General features: G+C 41.0%; 18 protein-coding genes. 5 read left to right on the top strand and 13 right to left on the bottom strand.

Features of this window, described 5'->3' with window-relative positions:
• Positions 1 to 6: 6 nt before the first annotated feature.
• From ACOQON_RS10540 to ACOQON_RS10565, 6 genes are all read right to left on the bottom strand, one after another.
• Positions 7 to 1,191 carry a TolC family protein gene (locus tag ACOQON_RS10540; RefSeq protein WP_420575402.1) on the bottom strand — a complete coding sequence of 395 codons (1,185 nt, stop codon included), beginning with the start codon at positions 1,189 to 1,191 and terminating at the stop codon, positions 7 to 9.
• Between the two features lie 83 nt (positions 1,192 to 1,274).
• Entirely contained in the window at positions 1,275 to 1,709 is a 435-nt protein-coding gene (locus ACOQON_RS10545) for a hypothetical protein (RefSeq protein ID WP_420575403.1), read from the bottom strand.
• A 175-nt stretch (positions 1,710 to 1,884) separates the two neighbouring features.
• Positions 1,885 to 2,307 carry a DUF6326 family protein gene (locus tag ACOQON_RS10550; protein ID WP_350205659.1) on the bottom strand — a complete coding sequence of 141 codons (423 nt, stop codon included), beginning with the start codon at positions 2,305 to 2,307 and terminating at the stop codon, positions 1,885 to 1,887.
• Positions 2,308 to 2,461: 154 nt separating this feature from the next.
• Positions 2,462 to 2,668, bottom strand: coding sequence for a heavy-metal-associated domain-containing protein (locus ACOQON_RS10555; RefSeq protein WP_350205658.1), 207 nt, complete (start codon positions 2,666 to 2,668; stop codon positions 2,462 to 2,464).
• A 39-nt stretch (positions 2,669 to 2,707) separates the two neighbouring features.
• Positions 2,708 to 4,957 (bottom strand): heavy metal translocating P-type ATPase, encoded by a 2,250-nt coding sequence (locus tag ACOQON_RS10560; protein WP_420575404.1) that lies wholly within the window; start codon positions 4,955 to 4,957, stop codon positions 2,708 to 2,710.
• A gap of 80 nt (positions 4,958 to 5,037) precedes the next feature.
• Positions 5,038 to 5,616 (bottom strand): AraC family transcriptional regulator, encoded by a 579-nt coding sequence (locus ACOQON_RS10565; RefSeq protein ID WP_420575405.1) that lies wholly within the window; start codon positions 5,614 to 5,616, stop codon positions 5,038 to 5,040.
• A 318-nt stretch (positions 5,617 to 5,934) separates the two neighbouring features.
• Here ACOQON_RS10565 and ACOQON_RS10570 point away from each other — a divergent pair, with 318 nt between their 5' ends.
• The 5 genes from ACOQON_RS10570 to ACOQON_RS10590 all read left to right on the top strand — a co-directional run bounded on the left by ACOQON_RS10570 (position 5,935) and on the right by ACOQON_RS10590 (position 11,656).
• A complete protein-coding gene (locus ACOQON_RS10570; protein WP_420575406.1) occupies positions 5,935 to 6,204 on the top strand; it encodes a YHS domain-containing protein in 270 nt (89 codons plus the stop codon).
• A gap of 250 nt (positions 6,205 to 6,454) precedes the next feature.
• On the top strand, positions 6,455 to 7,063 hold the full coding sequence (locus ACOQON_RS10575) for a DUF4136 domain-containing protein (RefSeq protein WP_420575407.1): 609 nt from the start codon (positions 6,455 to 6,457) through the stop codon (positions 7,061 to 7,063).
• 355 nt (positions 7,064 to 7,418) lie between these two features.
• Positions 7,419 to 9,611: a multicopper oxidase domain-containing protein gene (locus tag ACOQON_RS10580; protein ID WP_420578688.1), complete on the top strand. Its 2,193-nt coding sequence runs from the start codon at positions 7,419 to 7,421 to the stop codon at positions 9,609 to 9,611.
• Positions 9,612 to 9,837: 226 nt separating this feature from the next.
• A complete protein-coding gene (locus ACOQON_RS10585; RefSeq protein ID WP_420575408.1) occupies positions 9,838 to 10,224 on the top strand; it encodes a DUF302 domain-containing protein in 387 nt (128 codons plus the stop codon).
• 115 nt (positions 10,225 to 10,339) lie between these two features.
• On the top strand, positions 10,340 to 11,656 hold the full coding sequence (locus ACOQON_RS10590; RefSeq protein ID WP_420575409.1) for an APC family permease: 1,317 nt from the start codon (positions 10,340 to 10,342) through the stop codon (positions 11,654 to 11,656).
• 62 nt (positions 11,657 to 11,718) lie between these two features.
• Here ACOQON_RS10590 and ACOQON_RS10595 read toward each other — a convergent pair whose 3' ends face one another.
• The 7 genes from ACOQON_RS10595 to ACOQON_RS10625 form a co-directional block, all read right to left on the bottom strand.
• A complete protein-coding gene (locus tag ACOQON_RS10595; protein ID WP_420575410.1) occupies positions 11,719 to 11,871 on the bottom strand; it encodes a hypothetical protein in 153 nt (50 codons plus the stop codon).
• Positions 11,872 to 12,177: 306 nt separating this feature from the next.
• Positions 12,178 to 15,603, bottom strand: a complete 3,426-nt coding sequence (gene porU, locus ACOQON_RS10600; protein WP_420575411.1) for a type IX secretion system sortase PorU — start codon at positions 15,601 to 15,603, stop codon at positions 12,178 to 12,180.
• Between the two features lie 10 nt (positions 15,604 to 15,613).
• Entirely contained in the window at positions 15,614 to 16,249 is a 636-nt protein-coding gene (locus tag ACOQON_RS10605) for a DUF2911 domain-containing protein (RefSeq protein WP_348284286.1), read from the bottom strand.
• 5 nt (positions 16,250 to 16,254) lie between these two features.
• Positions 16,255 to 17,028 (bottom strand): DUF6503 family protein, encoded by a 774-nt coding sequence (locus ACOQON_RS10610; RefSeq protein ID WP_420575412.1) that lies wholly within the window; start codon positions 17,026 to 17,028, stop codon positions 16,255 to 16,257.
• Positions 17,019 to 17,984, bottom strand: coding sequence for a nuclear transport factor 2 family protein (locus ACOQON_RS10615; protein WP_348284284.1), 966 nt, complete (start codon positions 17,982 to 17,984; stop codon positions 17,019 to 17,021). Before ACOQON_RS10615 ends, ACOQON_RS10610 begins: the two co-directional genes overlap by 10 nt.
• Positions 17,985 to 18,064: 80 nt before the next feature.
• On the bottom strand, positions 18,065 to 18,298 hold the full coding sequence (locus tag ACOQON_RS10620) for a hypothetical protein (protein WP_420575413.1): 234 nt from the start codon (positions 18,296 to 18,298) through the stop codon (positions 18,065 to 18,067).
• Positions 18,295 to 19,521: an MFS transporter gene (locus tag ACOQON_RS10625; RefSeq protein ID WP_420575414.1), complete on the bottom strand. Its 1,227-nt coding sequence runs from the start codon at positions 19,519 to 19,521 to the stop codon at positions 18,295 to 18,297. The genes ACOQON_RS10620 and ACOQON_RS10625 overlap by 4 nt, the downstream gene beginning before the upstream one ends.
• Between the last annotated feature and the right edge of the window lie 6 nt (positions 19,522 to 19,527).

Here is a 19,527-nt window from a genome sequence, read left to right on the forward strand (position 1 = left end):
ACGATTTTATAATTGATGTTTTAAAAGTTGTGTTTGCGATACATAGAGTTGGTATTGCATGTCCAGCATAGTATCATATGCCTGGCGATAAAACTTTAGCTCCATGTAGTATTCCAGGAAGGATAATTCACCTAGTTGATAGGCCTGAAGCAATAAGTCATCGCTGTTTAAGCCAGATAAGGTTGCTTCATACTCCTGAAACTTGGAAAGCATAGTCTCATAGTCATTGTATTGCTTTTCGAATGCCGAGTAGGCTTGCAATGACAATGAGGTATTGATGGACTGTTGAAAGTCAACTTGAGATTGAGCAGCCTTCACCTTGTTTCGGTTACTCCATAATGGAATACTAATGCCAGCATACACACCGGAAAACCGCTCACCTGCAAAACCCTGACTGTTGAAGCCAGCTGTCAAATTTGGGAGCGTCCTGTTTTTAGCCAACCTTAATGACTGCTGAGCAATCGCCTCCTGTTGCTTGAGTTTTACCAGCTCAGGATCTTGCACTTGCTTTTCCTGCCAAACACTTTCCTTGTCAATCAAATCCAGGGATAAAGCATATTCATCAGATGAAAAACGTATCTCCGCTCCTCCATTAAGATTCTTAAGGAGTAGCATCGTGTTTCTCTGATAGCTTTCAATCTGCTGGATTTTGAACTGCTCCTGCATCCAGGCCACCTTCGCTTTATTCAATTCCAGGATACCTACCTGTTCTTTTTCATAAAGCTCCTGCACCTGCTCAAACACCTCTTTTGCCTGCTCCACTCTAAGTGTTTCAGTTGTTAGGCGTTTGTTCAGGTAGATCAGATTAAGGCAGTATTCTTTGGCTTGCGCTAATATCTCCTGTCTCCTGGCCTGATAGTCAAGTTGCAACTGATCCGTTTGTTTGTCAATGAGATTCCTTCGGGTGCTATAGACCGTTGGGAACTCAAAAGACTGACTCACCTGGTACTCGGTATAATCTCCCGCACTATGCTCACCAAAAGGTAGATAGTATGCTCCCAGTTGAGGGTCTGGTAGATTATTTCCGGATTTCAGTTCAAGAGCTCTACTCTCAGCATATTGGCTGAGGGCTTTCAGCTCCTGGTTGTTTTGTTCTACTTCTCTGAGAATGCTTTCTATTGAAGACGATTGGGCAATCAAGCCAAAGGACAAGAAGCATCCGCAAAGAGCGAACACGATTTTTTTATACATGAAAATTGATTTTAGAATTAATCAAATAGTGTAGAGCATAACCTAATATGCTCAGTAAGCGGGATTCTTCCTGCTTGAAATGATTATCCTAAAGATGGGGGGCCTCTTAACGAAACCGAAGTTAGATGGGGGGATTTTGTAGGGTCCGGAGGATGTTGCCAGAGTATCTGTTCTTCCGGCTCTCTTTCCGATATCTTAATCTCATAAGCAACATCTGCTACTACAACCTTTACTGATACCTGCTGCTTGGAGATACTTTTGGCAACAAGGATATTATCAACCTGGATGGTATGAGCATGTGTCCCAAAAAGAAATCCTAGGAGATCAAAACCTTCACTGGAGTCATCATCATGATGGTGGTGATGATCGTGATCATGAGCATGCTCAGCCTTAGTCTCAGTAATGCTTATGTGCTCTGCACCGTGCTCATGATGTACATGCGGCAATACCTGATGTAGCAGATACATACTGAATATGCTCAGAAACGATACGGCCGCTATTTTTCTAAACTGCTGCATTAAAGAACAAACTTAAACAGAAACTTTCCAATGCTTTTAATGGGGTTCACTGAATTTAATGTTTGACATATACCGAGTTCTATTGCCTGATCGTTCGCATCTCTTGACATATAGCTAAGCAAGGTCATGCCCTTTATCGTGAATGCTGTGCTTCGTAATTTCCTATGATCTGCTTCTATTTGAGGGAATTTTGTACTTCTTTGTTCTCCTCAGATTGAGTCCAAGTCCATGCATACCAGACGATGAATAAAGTAGTTCCTATTTCTATAGTTGCAAAAAACATATAATGATAACTAGGTGTCCCCATGAATAGTGTTCCAATCATTATTAGTGTTTTGATAATACCAGCAATTATGTTGGATATGCGATTGGCATTGTATTTTAAAACTCTTGATAGCAAAGCCATTGCAATCGAGATTTCCATAATGATACCCGATATCAGCAAAGTGGTTTCATTCATTTTAAGTCCAGCGACTTCACCCGTAAGCAATGCGTTTAACAATTCTGCTGACATCAATGACAAAACATCGCAATACAAATAATTTAATGTAACAAATATCCATAGGGTGGATAAAATCACTCTTCTATTTTGAATCATATCTACTGAGCTAATTTTATTTCTTTCCTAGTGGACGATTCAAGTTCGAATAAGTTACAATTGATGCAGTCTGGCAGCAATGAAGCACAGTAAATAAAATACCCCAATACAATCAGCATTGGGACTTTTTCCATGATTGGAACCTAAAATTGCACTATACCTTCTCTATTTCAAATCCTGCTTCTGTTACCGCTTTGACCACTTCATTCTGATCTCCTTCGAGCCTTACCTCCAGAATTTTATCCGGGTTTTCGATATCAACTTTCCAGGACTCAATACTATCCAGTTCATTGAGGTGTGGGGTAACTGATTTCAAGCATCCCCCGCAGTTGATATTGGTTTTAAATTTTATCGTTTCCATTCTTATCAAATTTTAGTTAACAATTCACTTTATTATTTTTCAGCCGAAGCTTGACCTTCTTAATCTCAGACTGTTGGTGACTACAGAAACTGAACTCATGGCCATGGCCGCCCCTGCTATCATGGGATTTAATAGAAATCCAAATAATGGGAATAGTGCACCGGCAGCTACCGGAATGGCTATCACATTGTAAATAAATGCCCAAAATAAATTCTGCCTAATAGTGCGTATGGTGGCCTTGGAAAGAGTAATGGCCCGGGTGATTTGCTCTAAGTCTGAGTGCATCAATGTAATACCGGCACTTTCCATAGCTATGTCTGTACCACTGCCCATCGCTATGCCAATATCAGCTTGCGCCAACGCATGAGAGTCATTAATACCATCGCCAGCCATTGCCACCACCTTACCTTTGTTTTGTAAAGCAGTGATGAATTCTCCTTTCTCCACAGGTTTAACCTGAGCTTTGTAATGATCAATTCCGACCTGTTCAGCAATCGCTTTGGCTGTTTGTTCATTGTCACCCGTTAGCATATGAATTTCTAATCCAATCCTTTTCAAGGAGGTAATGGCTTGCTTTGAGGAATCTTTGATTTTATCTGCTATGGCAATAACACCTAGCACTTCCTTATGATCCGCAAAGAGCACGACTGTTTTTGCCTCCTGTTTCAGAATGTCTGACTGACTTCTCAATTTGGAATTGAACTCAATTTCATTGTCTCTCACGAGTTCCTCATTTCCTATAAAAAACCATTCCCCTTCGTATTTGGCTTTAGCGCCCTGCCCGGTAATGCTTTCAAAATTTGAGATTTCAACAGGTTTGCTCTTAGCCTCTTTCAGGTATTGAACAATAGCATGCGCCAATGGATGTTCCGAATTGGATTCTACAGATAGCAGTATATCTTGAAACAGCTTTTTTGATGTATCGCTTTTCCAATAGGTATCTGTCACCTCTGGTTTTCCTTCTGTTATCGTACCTGTTTTATCCAGTACCAGTGCATTTGTTTTGTAGGCAACTTCCAGTGCCTGGGCATCCTTGATCAATATCCCCTGCTCGGCCCCTTTACCAATACCTACCATTAAGGCTGTAGGGGTAGCTAAGCCCAATGCACATGGACAGGCGATGATGAGTACGGTAATGAGTGTAAGGAATGCATACGTGATGGAGGGATCCGGACCAAGAAAAAACCACAGTAAAAAAGTGAGAAGTGCCAGACCTACGACTACAGGTACAAATACTCCCGCTACTTTATCTACCAATTTCTGGATGGGGGGCTTACTTGCCTGGGCAGACTTGACGAGTTGAATGATCTGGGCCAACAGAGTTTCACCGCCAACTTTGCTGGCCAGTATCTTTAAACTTCCCTTTTGATTTACTGTACCGGCAAATACTTCTTCCCCTTTTACCTTATTTACGGGGATAGGTTCTCCGGTGATCATACTTTCGTCAATATAAGATTCACCGCTTTTTACCTTCCCATCTACAGGCACTTTGTCCCCTGGGCGAAGCAAGATTAAATCACCTTTGAGAACATCACTTAAAGGAACTGAAATTTCTTCTCCATTTCTGAATACAACTACCTCTTTCGGTTGCAAGCCCATTAGCTTTTTGATCGCAGATGAAGTCTTGCCCTTAGCACGTTCTTCCAGGTATCTGCCTAAAAGGATAAGCGTTACAATGATCACGGCTGATTCATAGTAAACATGCGGAGTAATGTCATGATTAAGGAAAAACTGAGGGTATATGGTGTTGAACAAGCTGAACACAAAAGCCACTCCGGTACTAAGTGCGACAAGTGTGTCCATATTTGAGGAGAAATGCTGCAGCTTCTTCCAGGCGTTCACAAAGAATTCAGAACCGCTCCAAAATAGAACAGGAGCCGAGAACACCATCATGATCCAGTTTTCGTAAGGGATTTGTCCCATAAAAAACATGGCCATGATAAAAACAGGTGTTGAAAGAACTGCTGCTATTATGAGCTTTGACCTGAGCTTTTTAAGCCTATTATCTTCAGCTTGCTCTATAGCTTCTTGCTGCTCATCTTTATCCCCAGCCAAGATCTCATAGCCTATTTCCTGAGTCTTATTTTTTATGTGATCGAGAGTAATAGTATCCTGATTGTATACAATTGCTACCGATTTATTTGGGTAGTTGACAGATACTTCCTGAATGCCTTCATTTTGTTTCAGGTAAGACTCCAGGCTCGCAGCACAAGAGGCACAAGTCATTCCCAAAACTCCGTAGGACTCCCTTATTATTGTTTTATCTGCATCTTTCACATTAGCATCCATATTCCTTCAAATTTTATAAATCAAAGGTATGAAGGAACCGAGGTGCAGGTGTTATGCAATTTTTGTTAAGGTTTATGAGATTATTGGGTAGTTACTCCATCAAGTGGTAGCCTTTCTTTGGTAGTGAGCTTTTTGAATTCTGAAGGGGACATACCAGTAACTTTCCTAAACTGACCGGAGAGGTATTGGACACTGCTGTAATTCAATTTGTACGATATTTCACTGAGTGTCATTTCATCATAAACCAGCAACTCTTTTACTTTTTCCACTTTTTGCAAAATGAGGTATCGCTCAATAGTGATGTTTTCTACAGATGAAAACAAATTACTTAAATAGCTGTAGTCCTTTCCGATCTTCTTCTCCAAATAGTGAGAGACGTTTTGATTGCTTACTACTTCAGGATTATGAATAAGATCGATGATGGAGGTTTTTATCTGTTCTATGATTTTGCTATTACTATCCTCCAATAATTCAAACCCTCGATCCATAATCACCTCGCGGATTTGATCTAGCTGTAGTAAGTTAACCTTCTGTGAAAGCTTCACCTCTCCAAGTTGGATGTCGACTACTTCTATTCCTAACCGATTAAGCTCCTCTCGAACCACCTGGATGCAGCGATTGCAAACCATATTCTTTATATACAATGTTTCTGGGGTCATTGTCGAAGTTTAATGCATACAATGTACGAAAATCTAGATTTGTAGGATTTACAAAATTTTGGAAATGAGTTATGAAATTTTGGAATAAATCGGTGGTTGCAAATTCGCCAGATTGCTACATTTATGAAGTCGTCTTTTTTATTTAATATATTTTGGTGCCAGATAGTGAAATAAATCAAGGTATTTTAAGACGAGCGTCAGCTTTATCTACATCAATCCTTTCCACTTTTGTCCGGCATTCAAACAGATGGTTACATGAATAGTTTAAGGCAAAATTTAGCAATCACTTTGATTTTTTTGATAACAATGACATCTTGTATGTCGTTGAAGCACACCGGTCACTCAACACACGATAAAAACGTTGATCCTGTCTGTGGTCAGGTAGTTGAAGCAGACAGTACAATCACAACCAAGTTTAGACAAACTACCTATAATTTCGATTCTGAAGAATGCCGGTCCGTTTTTCTGAAAGACCCGGAACGTTTTACCTCTCAAAAAAAAATATCTCAGAATCATATGACTCACTGGGGAATTCTTGGAGGGGCAGTTATGGCAGCATCAATGATTGCTATGATGATTATACTTTAGATTACCTAATTATAGCTACCTAGATAGACCGCAAAAAAAGACTTAATTAAATACATTTTCTTTTCATAAGTTGATAATGTATTATAAAAGAGATATTCACAATTCCTTAAAACCTTTCCAAAACTTCGTAAGACCATCCCGAATTATTATCGTTTCTTTATAAATAATAATACCTCCGGGAGTACTTCCGGCTTACCTGTTTGGCAGAGCTGAAGGCAGGCCGGATTCCCCGGAGACCAACAAAAGACGCATGATAAAATTCATTCATTCAAATTCACTCATAGTAGCTCTTACAATTCTGGCATCTTGTAACATTTATCAGGATGTGCAGGTAACTAAAGATAAGAGTGTGGATTTCTCTCAATATGAAACCTACGCCTGGCTACCTGAAAAAGAGCATAATACTGATACTGAGTATGACAATGATTTTATCCGGCAAAAGACCAGAAACTATTTTGGGCATTGTATGGCTGAGCGACAGCTAAAACCAGATACTGCCAATCCGGATCTATTGCTACAGGTAGAGTGGCTGAGCCATGCAAGAAAAGTTGAAGTACCCCGGGCAAATGACTATCCTGATTATAATTCAATAGATAACTACAATGCGCCTACAGTTTATCTCTACAATGGCAAACTTAGCGGTAACCCAGGCTGGAAAGAGGAATATTCTAAACCGGAGATTGTAAAATATGCTCATGGTGGTGCCAAATTGACTGCTATCGACCCTAAAACGAATCAGATCGTTTGGGAAGGCCTGGCTCAGGGCGATCTTTATGACCCCACTATCATGTATGATGATCTCCACCCATCTATCCACAAGATGATGAAAAAGTTTCCTATCAAGATTCCGAAAGAGTAGAAACATAAGATGCTATCAGCTCATAACTTATAATTTCATAAATCTTAACCAATATTTCATAAAAACAAGTTCTTATTGACCTTGTTGACTCTGTACTAATTCATAATTGAACGAGTTGCGGATAGGGTTTTCCTTATTGGAATCAGACTACTTTAAGCCATGTGTTAATTACTCAGTGTGGGTTAATCACTTGATTATTTAGCGTGAAAATCCTTTTTTCGTTTTTGTGCCTTTCAATTCTTTTTCTATATGAAAAATGTAATCGAAGAATAAATAGAATATAAACTTTATGATTAGAAATACACTTATTACCACTTTCATACTTTTAGTTGGAAACCTTTCAGTTTTAGCTCAGATGGACACCATTGTTCATAACCTTGTCCTTCGACAGGAAACTGTAAATAAAGCAGGAAAGGAAGTAATTGGTATGACGGTAAACGGCGGAATTCCAGGTCCTACTTTACGCTTTGAAGAGGGCTCCTACGCAGTTATATATGTAAAAAACGAAATGGACGTGGAAACCTCGATACACTGGCATGGGTTACTATTACCCAATTTTTATGACGGTGTACCCTACCTCACCACTCCGCCAATTGAGCCTGGCCATACCCAAAAATATGAGTTTCCTTTAAAGCAGGCCGGAACCTACTGGTACCATTCCCATACCATGCTGCAAGAGCAAAGTGGTGTTTATGGTTCGTTTGTAATCGAGCCAAAGGAGGAAACCCTGGATTATGACAAAGAGTTGGTGATGGTCCTCTCAGATTGGACTAATGAAAAACCAATGAGCGTTCTCCGTTTTCTAAAAAGAGGAACGGAATGGTATAATTGGCGAAAAGGAACAGCCACACCACTGAATCAGGTAATCGCTCGTGGAGCGCTGGGAGCACAGCTTAATTTTTGGAGGCAGAGAATGGAAAGTGCCGACATAGCAGATATTTATTACCCGGCATTTTTGGTGAATGGCGAGCAAAAGCAAGAATACCCTGATTTCAAACCAGGAGAAAAAGTAAGGTTGAGGATTATCAACGGAGCAGCTTCTACACAGTTTTGGATGACTTTTGGTGGAGGGGAGCCTACCATTGTTTCTGCCGATGGCCTGAATGTAGAACCAGTTGCCCACAACAAAACCTTCATCGCAATAGCCGAAACGTATGATTTTATTGTGACCATGCCAGATGAAGGAAAAATAGAGTTTAAAATCACTGCTCAGGATGGATCCGGTACCGCATCTGCGTTTCTCGGACAAGGTGAAGTGCTACCAGCACCCTCAGTACCCCGACCTGACAAGATTGGCATGATGATGAAAATGTCCAAGATGGATATGCGGATGGGTGCCCCTGCCCTGAAGTATCGCCCCAAGAAAGACAAACCAAAAGAGTTGATGAGTAAATGGGGGATGCAAATGAAGGATGAAATGAGCGGAATGGAGATGGGCCACACCAAAAACGACATGAAAATGCATGAAGGGATGGATATGGAAAATGACAACTCTGAAAAACCTCAAATGAGTGGAATGGGTGACAGTGCAATGAATATGTTTTCTGAGTATAACTATGATTACCTCAAGTCCACAGAAAGTACAACCTACTCGAAGGATTTACCTGCTAAAGAAATACTCTTAAACCTGACGGGTAACATGAGCCGCTATATCTGGAGTATGAATGGCATACCCCTTGCTGAAACAGACAAGATTAAAATCAATGAAGGAGAGGTAACGAGGATCACTTTCAACAACCTCACCATGATGCACCACCCAATGCACTTGCACGGACATTTTTTCAGGGTAATTAATGAGAATGGCGAGTATTCGCCCCTAAAGCATACTGTGAATGTGCCACCGATGCAAAAGGTAACGATTGAGTTTTATGGAAATGAATATGGCGACTGGTTTTTTCACTGTCATATCCTGTATCACATGATGGGTGGTATGGCGCGTGTAATAAGTTATGATACACCCCGAGATCCACGAATGGAGCCGTATCCTGTGTCTAAACTTGTGCATGAAACCAATCAGTTTTATACCTGGGGAATGGCTGATGTTGCCTCTCATACAAGTGCACTAAATGTGGTTTCATCCAACATCCGCAACCAGTTCAATTATACATTAGAATATGGTTGGAATGAAAATATTGAAACTGAGTTTTCTTATGAATATTACCTCTACGATTATGTCCGTGTCTTTGGTGGCGTAAATGTTGAGAATACTACACAAAATAGTCTGGATGATATAAAAACCACGGCAGTGGCTGGTATCCGATGGTTCACACCATACATGTTTAATGTGGACTTGCGGATTGATAACGAACTGAGACCAAGGGTAGGCATAGGCCGATCTGTGATGCTTTTCCCAAAGTTTGTTGTTTTTGGGTATTATGAATATCAGCTGGATGCTGGATGGATAAACACGCTTGAAAATAATGCTTCTTATGAAGAGGAAATCGTGTGGAATGCAGGTGCGGAGTTTCTCTTATCCAAAAACTTTTCGTTGATGGGGAGCTATGACAACCGCTTTGGTGGCGGGGGTGGCTTGTCCATCCGTTTTTAATAATGGGTTTAGGTATAGGAGTTACGTAACAATTGTTACAAACTTCTACTTAAATATTTACTAATATGGAAAGAACTAAATAGTTAAAACATGAAATGAGCATAAAAACAGAATCCTAATTATACTAACCAAAGGATGAATGTTTTTGATGTGAATTCCATGCCTGCGTGCCGAAATGTAATATGGCATGCAGGCAAGTGACCTTTTAAAATCAAATTATATAGACATGAAATATTATCACGAAAAAACATTGAAAGACGCAAGCTTCGAAGAAGCTATACAAAAAATAACGGACGCCCTGAAAGAAGAAGGGTTCGGTATTCTTACAGAGATCGATGTAAAAGAAACCCTGAAGAAAAAGCTGGATGAAAACTTTCGGCCTTATAGAATTCTGGGAGCCTGCAATCCGCCTTTCGCTCATAAAGCATTATTAACTGAAGATAAAATTGGCGCGATGCTACCCTGCAATGTGATCGTACAGCAAGTTGATGAAGGGGTTGAGGTCGCAGCAGTAGATCCGGTGGCCTCTATGCAGGCGGTAGCAAACGAAGGTTTGGAAAAAATAGCTCTCGAAATCAGGGATAAACTGAGGTCAGCTATTGACAGCCTCTAGTTTTTTTCACTTAATTTTTTTTAATAAAAAACTGACTGTAAGCTGAAAATCATGATGTAAGGTTGTTACTAAGCAAAGTATCAGCTCTTGTGTCATTCACCTATTAAATTAAGATATGTCTGAATACAACAAAAACAGCCTTAGCCTCACCGGAGCAGTGGCACTAGGTACGGGCGTCATGATTGGTGCGGGAATTTTTGCCCTGCTAGGCCAAGTAGCAGAGTTATCAGGAGCACTTTTCCCGGTCGCTTTTCTGATAGGTGCAATTATATCCGGATTTAGTGCCTACTCATATATCAAAGTTTCCAATGAATATCCCTCTGCGGGTGGTATAGCTATGATCCTTAAGAAGGCTTACGGTAGAGGTACCATGACAGCTGCTGCCTCCCTGCTCATGGCTTTTTCCATGATCATCAATGAGAGTTTAGTGGCCAGGACTTTCGGCACCTACACCCTACAGCTTTTTGATGTTGGGGATAATACCTTTCTGGTACCTATTCTCGGAGTTGTACTTTTAGTGATTGCCTTTTTAGTCAACATCTCAGGAAATAACATCATTGGTAAATCGTCACTTGTTATGGCGATTGTAAAAATTGGGGGAATTGCCATTTTTGCTATTGGTGGTCTATGGGCGGCCGGGTTTTCCTTAGAGCAAGCTTTGCCACAGCCTCAGGCACAAGAAGAATATTCGGTTGCCAGCTATTTAGGAGCGTTGGCCTTATCCATATTAGCTTATAAAGGGTTTACCACTATTACGAATAGTGGTGGAGAAGTTAAAAATCCTCATAAAAACGTTGGTAGAGCTATTATCATCTCACTACTCATCTGTTTAGTGATCTATTTGCTCGTTTCGTTAGCGGTCTCTGTTAATTTGTCTATTCCTAAGATCATTGAAGCTAAGGATTATGCTTTAGCCGAGGCTTCTCGCCCGGCCTTTGGTAAGTATGGTTTATGGTTTACTGTAGGTATTGCTATTGTAGCCACTGTTTCAGGAATTATTGCCAGCATTTTCGCTGTGTCGCGAATGACTGCCATGCTTACCGATATGGAGCTAATTCCACATAGCCATTTAGGAATGCCAGGAAGAATTCAAAAGCACATGCTGGTTTACGTTGTAGTAATAGCCATCATTCTTACCGTATTTTTTGATCTCAGCAGGATTGCCTCTTTAGGTGCTATCTTTTATCTTATTATGGACATTACCATACACTGGGGAGTGCTCAGACATCTCCGTAAAGAAGTAAAAGCTAAAGCCGCCATAGTCATTACAGCAATTATTCTGGACACGGTGGTTCTTGGAGCTTTTTTATGGGTGAAGGGTACCAGTGATATCCTGGTCGTTATTGTTGCGGCTGTCTCCATGGTATTGATTTTTGCCGGTGAAAAGTGGTTTTTAAGGGTAAAGGAAAATGCTGAATCTGACATGGAATAGTGATTCATATATTATTTGCGATCATTTCCGATTATATAAATATCTTTTTTCAATTTTTATTCTTAGTGCTCCCGTTCATCATTACCCTCCATATAATTACCCTGTGGACCTACGCCCTCTATGTGCACCAACTGAGCGCCATAGTGCCCCGTAATGCTTACTGAAACCCCAGCTAATAGAGCCACAGCGAAAACAACCACTTTCATCCATCTCATTTTCCATAAGGATTGTGCCAGTACCTGCAGAAGTAAAGCAGCCCCTTACAGGTAGATGGTGCGGCGGGGATGCAAATGAGAAAATCTCTTAAACTAGCCGTTACTTTTTCATTCTGATCGTGTGAATGCTCTTGGATGATTTTTACCCACTAAAGACATCACCTTGGTGTGCTCTGCAACTACTGTACTACTGTAGTGCTGTTCTGACCCTTTTTTTTATGTTAGTTATGTGAAAACAGAAGTATGAATCAGCAAGGTGCTGATTATTAAAAGTCGTGGTTTATAAGTCGTGGTTTGTGGGTCTTGCTAATGGATCAATATTCTTTTCACCGCTGAAGCACGTCCACCATCAAGAGTGCTACTGACTTCCAATCTGTAGAAGTACACACCTTTTCCAATAGGCTGGCCTGAGTAGTTGGTTGCATCCCATTTCAAATATTCTATTCTTCGTGGGCTATCATCGAAGGTGTTAGTCCAACTGCTTACTTTGCGACCTTGGGTATCATATATCTCAAGCGAAACAACCAGCTCTTCACCAATTCTGTCATGCTCAAAACTGAACGTAGTGCTGCTACCGGCAGATATAGGGTTGGGATAATTTATTACATCGTATAAATTCAAAATAGGCCTATCAGATACCCTGAACTCAATGGGCCAACTAGAGGAGTTGTTGTACGTATCCCAAACGGTCAACTCCCCTATGTAATAGCCGGGCTCCAGATTTTGGATGGGATAAACAATGGTTCCCCGGGTGTAATCATCCAGGTCTGCGGTATAAAAATCATTGAGTATGATGGGTTCTTTATCATTAAGTACCAATTTTAAACTTTGACTAAACCCATTGGTGCTTATACTGATCCCACTTTCATCAGATAATTTAGCAATAAAGAGGCTGTTCGATCCTACCAGGTCACCGTTTTTAAAAGTAGGTTCGTTTAGGTAGAGTTGTGCAGAGGGGGATTTGGTATCCTGTACCGCATCACGGTCAGTACCACCCAATACAAAATTTCTCGAAGCGCCAGATGCATCGATGTTGTCTTGTTCGCTGAAAGCGTAAGCCGTAATTGTTCCGTTTTGATATCTGTATGAGGAGTTTTTCGGCATAATAAAGGTAGCCTCAAATGCACCGTTTGTCACCGAGACTGCTCCTCGAAACAGAGCGTTTTCTTGTTCTTGGTATTCGAAGGGGCTGTTGTCTAACCCCAAAGTATAGCGCTCTCGCGGAATATCCAATACGGTGACAATAGCAGATCCGTCAAAAGATTCGGCTAAAACCGAACTATCAAATACCTTACCCGAGATCGTCACCTTCTCTAATGCACTTAGGGTATCTGTTTCACTTTCCAGCTCGTCAAACACTATTTCATGCCCGGGATAATTTAGCATCAGCATTGGGTCACCCATTAAGGCAAAGTTTCTATTGATAGGCCCTGCCAGGCTGTTGTTCTTCGTTTGTCTGATCACGTCTCCAAGCCTGGGATAGCGCCCATTTTGCTTGGATAACACTGCCTTCTGAAACGCTTCGTTTAACGGTAGATTAGTAGAAGAGAAAACGGCACGTGTAGTTGTGAGCAAGGCAATAGCACCACCATTCGGGTTAAGCATCATGTTTTCCCCACCAGATACAAAGATGGGATTGTCATACTGACCAAAGTTGCAAGTGGCGGTCATAAACAAAGGTAGCCTATGTCTGTTTTTTAGTTCTTCCAATAGTGGTATGGTAATGACTGTTTTTAACCTATTCTCTTCATTTCGCTGCATAAGTGCGGAAGGGCTGCCATGTCCAAGAAAGTCCAGAATCAGAACGCCCTCAGTCATTTTATCCAGAAAAGCATCCTGCATGGATTCCACAGTTTTGAAATTGTCAAGATAGAGTCGACCCACATTTACCTCGGCATATCCCTCTCTCACAATTTTGTTGACTGTCTCTGACTGTCTCATGTGTACCGCACCATCGCCATCATCAGCCATATACACCGCCTCAGACCTCCACTTGCCCAGCGCATTTACACTGGTGGCATACCTGATGATTTTATTTACCACATCGTCTGCTTCTTTAGGGGTTTTTACCGGTAGTCTGCCAATACCCACTTCAAGGGTGTGATCGGTATAACCTATCGGGAAACGAGTGCCGCTGTAAAGCTCCAGCACGCCTTCGTCCCAATAGCCTTCTTCATCCTCCAAAAACCCAAAATAATCGTCAGAGGAATGGCTGTAAAGTCGGTGAAATGATTGCCTGGACTCGTATACTGGCACAAAATTGGTATTGTTGTTCAACCTGTTTTTATAATCATACGAGGCATCACCCATCAAAAGCACGTACTTCAGTCGACCACCGTTCTGCCAAACATATCTGATGAAATTTCGAATGGCCGAAATATCTTGTCTGCCGCTTGAAAATTCATTGTAAACCTGATTGGTAGTAACTACTGCCACAGACAATCCATCATTACTTTGATGGAAATCGGCCAGTCGTTCAGCAGCATTGAGAAAGACAGGTGCGGAAATGATCAAACCATCTATACTGGTTTGTCCTTTAATATTCTGATTGGTCACTTCGCCAAAAAAAGATGGATTGGGGAAATCACTTCCCTGGAATATGATGTACTCATTCAGCAGAGTGTCTTGTGCAGACCCGAAGCGGATGCCGTTACCAGCTTTTACAAACTGCTGTATTTTTGGGGTTACCGGATCAGTGATATCCCATAGGTTTATATCATCAGGATCGGCATTCTGGATCTGATAACTAATGGCATTACCTACAGACAGGGTGCTTCTAAATTGTGTTTGGTTACCATAGAGCTGCAAGTTCCTTTTGAAACCTAATATGAAGTAGTCAATATAAGCCCTACCTGAAGTGCTGACACCTGCATCAAATCTGAAAGTAAGTCTCAAGTCATTGGAAGAAAAATTGTTTCTTGAAAACACACCATAGCTTTCTGTACCGCGGAAAGTATATCTTACCCTAGAAAAATCGCTGTAGCTAGAGACTGATGGAATGGAATCAATCGCTACAGTTCCAAGTGTGCTTTGATTAAGTAGCAATTCGAAAGAACCAGGAGATTCTGACTGACCAATCAGGCGGGTAAAAACTCCTACCGAATCCAAAATACCCGGGATCTCATAGTTGAAATCCTGTCTGGAAACTCCACTAGACCCCCCAAAGCGCTCACCAAACCATTCCCTTCCCGAACCCAGGATATTGGTTTCATCTATTTCGTGAGTGAGGTAGTCATCAAAAGTGTTGATAGTTAGTGCACCCTCATTTTGTGATTCAAGATTCTCCAGCTGCAATCCGGCATCCCCACCGAATGTTAAAAAATAATAGGCGGTATCTGAATAGAGGTTTTTCTCATAGTCGAGTGCCCCGTTCGTTTTTAGCTTTGCCTTATCAGGGGCTTGAGCAAAAAACAAGAAGTAATCCTCTACATCAAGCTTTCCATCTTGCGTACCTCTTCTAAGTAGCGGTATTTCCGGTGGGTCGTTGTACCAGGCAGCACTGTTTTCCTGCGGGAGCATACCACCATTAAACCCGTAAACTTTAATGGTGTTAGCATCCAGGTTTGAAATGTTAATGCCTAATGCATTGACAATAAAGTCACGATCTAACTTGTAAATACCACCCTGCGTAACACCCAACTTATACCACGAGCCTTCAGAAAACACACTCTGCCCACGTACCTCCAAAGTGAGCAATACCAGAATGAGCAGATATGTGATTCTCAGATTCACTTTTGGTCATTTATTCGTTGACTTTAAAGTCGAAGCTAATGCGCACCTTTTCCCATTCCAGTGAGATCTGTCCTCCATCATCATCTTTTGCTACGGTATAAGTCAGCTCCTCTTTTACTTCGGACAACTCTTCTGGCGTCACAGAAAATCTCATTACATCCTCATCAGCTGAGTACTCGTCAGCACCATGCTGATCCCAGTTTTTGTTGAGTATGACCGTCCATTCTTCTTTTCCAGGAATGGTGAAAAAGCCATATTTGCCTTTTGGGAGTACCTGTCCATTGATGAGCAGTTCTTTGTTGGTGTCCAGCCAGGTGGCTCTATGTGCCCCTGAAACCCACACTTCATCATAGGCTACCAGTCCACCAAAAATAACCCGGCCTCTAACACGTGGAGAGGAGTAATCGATATGCACGTGAGCATCATTTATCATGGCCATGGCACTGGTATGAGGGCTTTTAGGCTTCCCTTCACTTTCACTTGCTCCTTCTTTAGCCATATCATGCCCCTCATGTTCATCAGAAGCTTCTGAGGCTGGGTGTTCATGGGCATCATCATGGCCCTCTTCTTGGGTATCAGAAGTTTGACTTGTGCATCCGGAAAAAGTGAACGCAGCTATTGTAAGAGTGTAGATTAGTTTTTTCATAGGTTTTAATTGTTATTTAGTTTAACGTTTAAATTTTTTAAATCAATATCTGAGAGCTTCTCCAGCTTACCTTGCTGATAGTACCTATCTATTTCTGAAAGCTTGAATTCAACACCTGGTTTGGGTTTGTAATTGATGTAATCCTGGATTTGGATACTATTGATATTCCTGGGATTGGTTGCTTCCCGGAATCGAATACCACCACCATTGGTTTGGTATTCATAAGCAAAATAGTCCATACTGTAGTCCTCACTATCGAACCAATAGATAAATACATCCTCGAAATCTTCTCCGCCCCCCTCTTGTCTAAATGTCACTTGAATCTTATGATATTCTTTGTCAAGAACCTTGACTTTGTCTAGATAATTCTTAATTACCGAAGCGTCATTTAGTCTGTAGGGTAAAAATGCGAAGTAAATGACGGAGTTTACCGAATTAGCGTAGGCGTTTTGCCTTTCTGCCACGAGTTCCTGCACTTCACCGTTGATGTAGCGTGTAAAGCCACTATTGGTAAGCACATCATAGGTTTCCGTTCCAGTACTGTCTATGTAGAGACGCGTATATTCAAACTGATTTTCTTTCATTTTATAACCATATGATCTGTCCCTAAAATCAAAGGATGCTTCCGCATTAGCTAATAAATGAAGATTGCTTCTGGCTATGGCAGAGTCTACTACTGCCTGTGCCTTAGGGTCAGTTGTTGTGCTAGCTGATGGATTACAGCCGACAAAGAGCAGACCCAGAAGAATACCTAAATAGATGTTACCCTTTATTTGCATCCTCTTGAAAATTGCAGGTGAATGACTTTCCACATGTCTTGCTCTACGCGCATGGATAGGGTAATTAATCCAGAAGAATTGATTTCCCGGCCATGCATTTTTCCCCTGATAAAATACTTGCCTCTCACCAGTGCCATCTGTTTAGTAGTGAGGCTCTCATCCACTTCGATCAGGAACGACATGTCTTCCATTTCTTCTATTTCTTTTCCTAAGTGCCCATCCCGGTAGTGTTCCCAGGAATCATCAATAGATCCTTGCTCGTAGACCTTAGTCTTATCAGAAAAGCAATTATTAAGGGAGTGTAGATCTTTTGCATTGATGGCATCCTGTATCCGCTGAATGAGTTCATCTATCCCTTCTTTTGGAGTAGCAATATCTTCCCTGGAAAGGGCTAGATATCGGTTAACTTTATACGTGTCATGAAAGTCATCGTAAGCAGTAATTGAGCCTGAGCTGAAATTAGTGTCTATCAGGTCATGAAATTTATGATTGTTGGGATAGGCATTTTTGAGGTTTTCAACGCTTAATGGAATAATATCTGAACTCAGAAGCTTACCGAAATAATATGCCTTTTTTTGACGCATGTTTCCATTTTCATCCAATCCGTCATCTACGTAGTTTGAATATAAAATCAAATGACCTATAAAGATTATCTCATAGCTTACATTGTTTTCAAACCTGAAATCCCTCCCTTTGCAATCTCTATAACCATAAACCTCTTCTTTGTTTAAGTCTATCTTTTGTTTATTGTGAACAACTCGAAATGACCCTCTTTTTTTATGTGTATTAGGTTTGATCTTATGTTTTTCGGAGCTACAGTCGATCTCGTATGTTAACTGATCATTTTCATATGCTTGAACATTTAAATAAATACCACTTCTGATCTCTTCATTTGATTGACCAAACGCCACAGCATTGAGAAAGTAGGGCAGTAAAAGGAAAATATAGTATTTCATAGGTATAAAGTTTTTTGTTTATTCATTTGTTTTGATCATGCAATGGTAAATTCTATCGAGGTACACCTGCTGAATTAGATTTAACAATTCAATGCCTTTCTTTCTAAAATAAAGCCCATTCCTGTAAGGCTTAAGCCAATATCACACAATCTTGATAGTGAATTAAGTACCTGCGTATTTCTGTTTGTATTCAGAAAAACCTGATCCAGATAATCCGGAGCAGGAATAGTAAGTCGTGCCTTGTCAATGGCTTTGCATTGATGCGTCAGTAGATATTCTGCCTGATCTCCCAAATAATCATTTAATTTTCTCATGCTCTTTTTATTTTATAATTAAGTTTCGGCACCACCATTACAGCTGCCAGCAGGAGTACTACGCCAATAAAAGGAAACGGCCAGGTTTTATCCATGGTGTACAACCACATGCCCAAAACAGGGCCTGCCACCTGACCAATGCTATTCATAGAAGTTTGAAGTGATAGATTCGTTCCCGTATGATCCTGATCAATAAATGAGACCATGGCAATAAGGTTGGGGGTAACCATGGCGCCACCGATTGCAAAAGCTACGATAGTGCTATAAACATACATGTCGGAATTCCACAATGAGAATACAAACATGGAAATGGAGGCTATGCCAAAACCGAAAAGAAGCTGTGCCTTGATAGAGACCTTCTTTTCATCCAAACTGGCGAAAACAGGTTGTAAAACCGCCATGATCAAGCCACAAAGCATAAAGCCCAAGCCTATTTGTGACGTGCCAAAAGTCAGAATGTCTTTAGCATATACAGAGAAAACTGTTTCAAATAAGGTAACTGCTAGTTGTAGCACTAATGAAAGAGATAAAAGCAGCATAAACCCATGGCCAACTTTCAGTTTTGATTTTTGTGCTTGCAGTAGTGTTCCTGACTTATTATTCTCCGGATTTTTAAGCCAAGCCAAGGTCACCAGTAGAATCAAAATACCTAATAGTGCAATTACAAGAAAGGGGACACTAAATTTGTCCAGCAAGAAATGTCCGAAAGTCGTACTAAAATGTAAATTGGTCTGTGCCAAAAATCCACCAATCATAGGTCCTGCAATGACTCCTGCGCTTACTGCCACTCCGGACCAAGCCAACACCTTCCTTCGGTGGGTCCTATCAGTGAGGTCGCTGAGGAAAGCATTGCCAACGGGGATAACCGAAGATGAGAAGATCCCTCCAAGGATACGGGCTACATACAGCATGGTTAAGGAAGTAGCAAGCCCTGTTAAAAATTGCATAATAACAAAACCAAGCATCCCCATCACAATTAGTATTTTGCGGCCAAAACGGTCAGATAACTTACCCCAAACTACCGCAAATAATAGTTGAAAAAACGGGTATATACTGGTGAGGATGCCAATATGATAGTTAATATCTTCATCTGCCACTACACCGGACTTTAATGCCAGCCGCTCGGTATAGTACGGCAATACAGGGAGTAGTACTCCATAACCACTCATCACCACGAAGATGCAGAACAATATAATTGCTATGTTCCTATTATTTAAATTCATACGTTG

The organism is Ekhidna sp., from assembly GCF_965221965.1.
In the GTDB taxonomy this organism is placed as follows: domain Bacteria; phylum Bacteroidota; class Bacteroidia; order Cytophagales; family Cyclobacteriaceae; genus Ekhidna.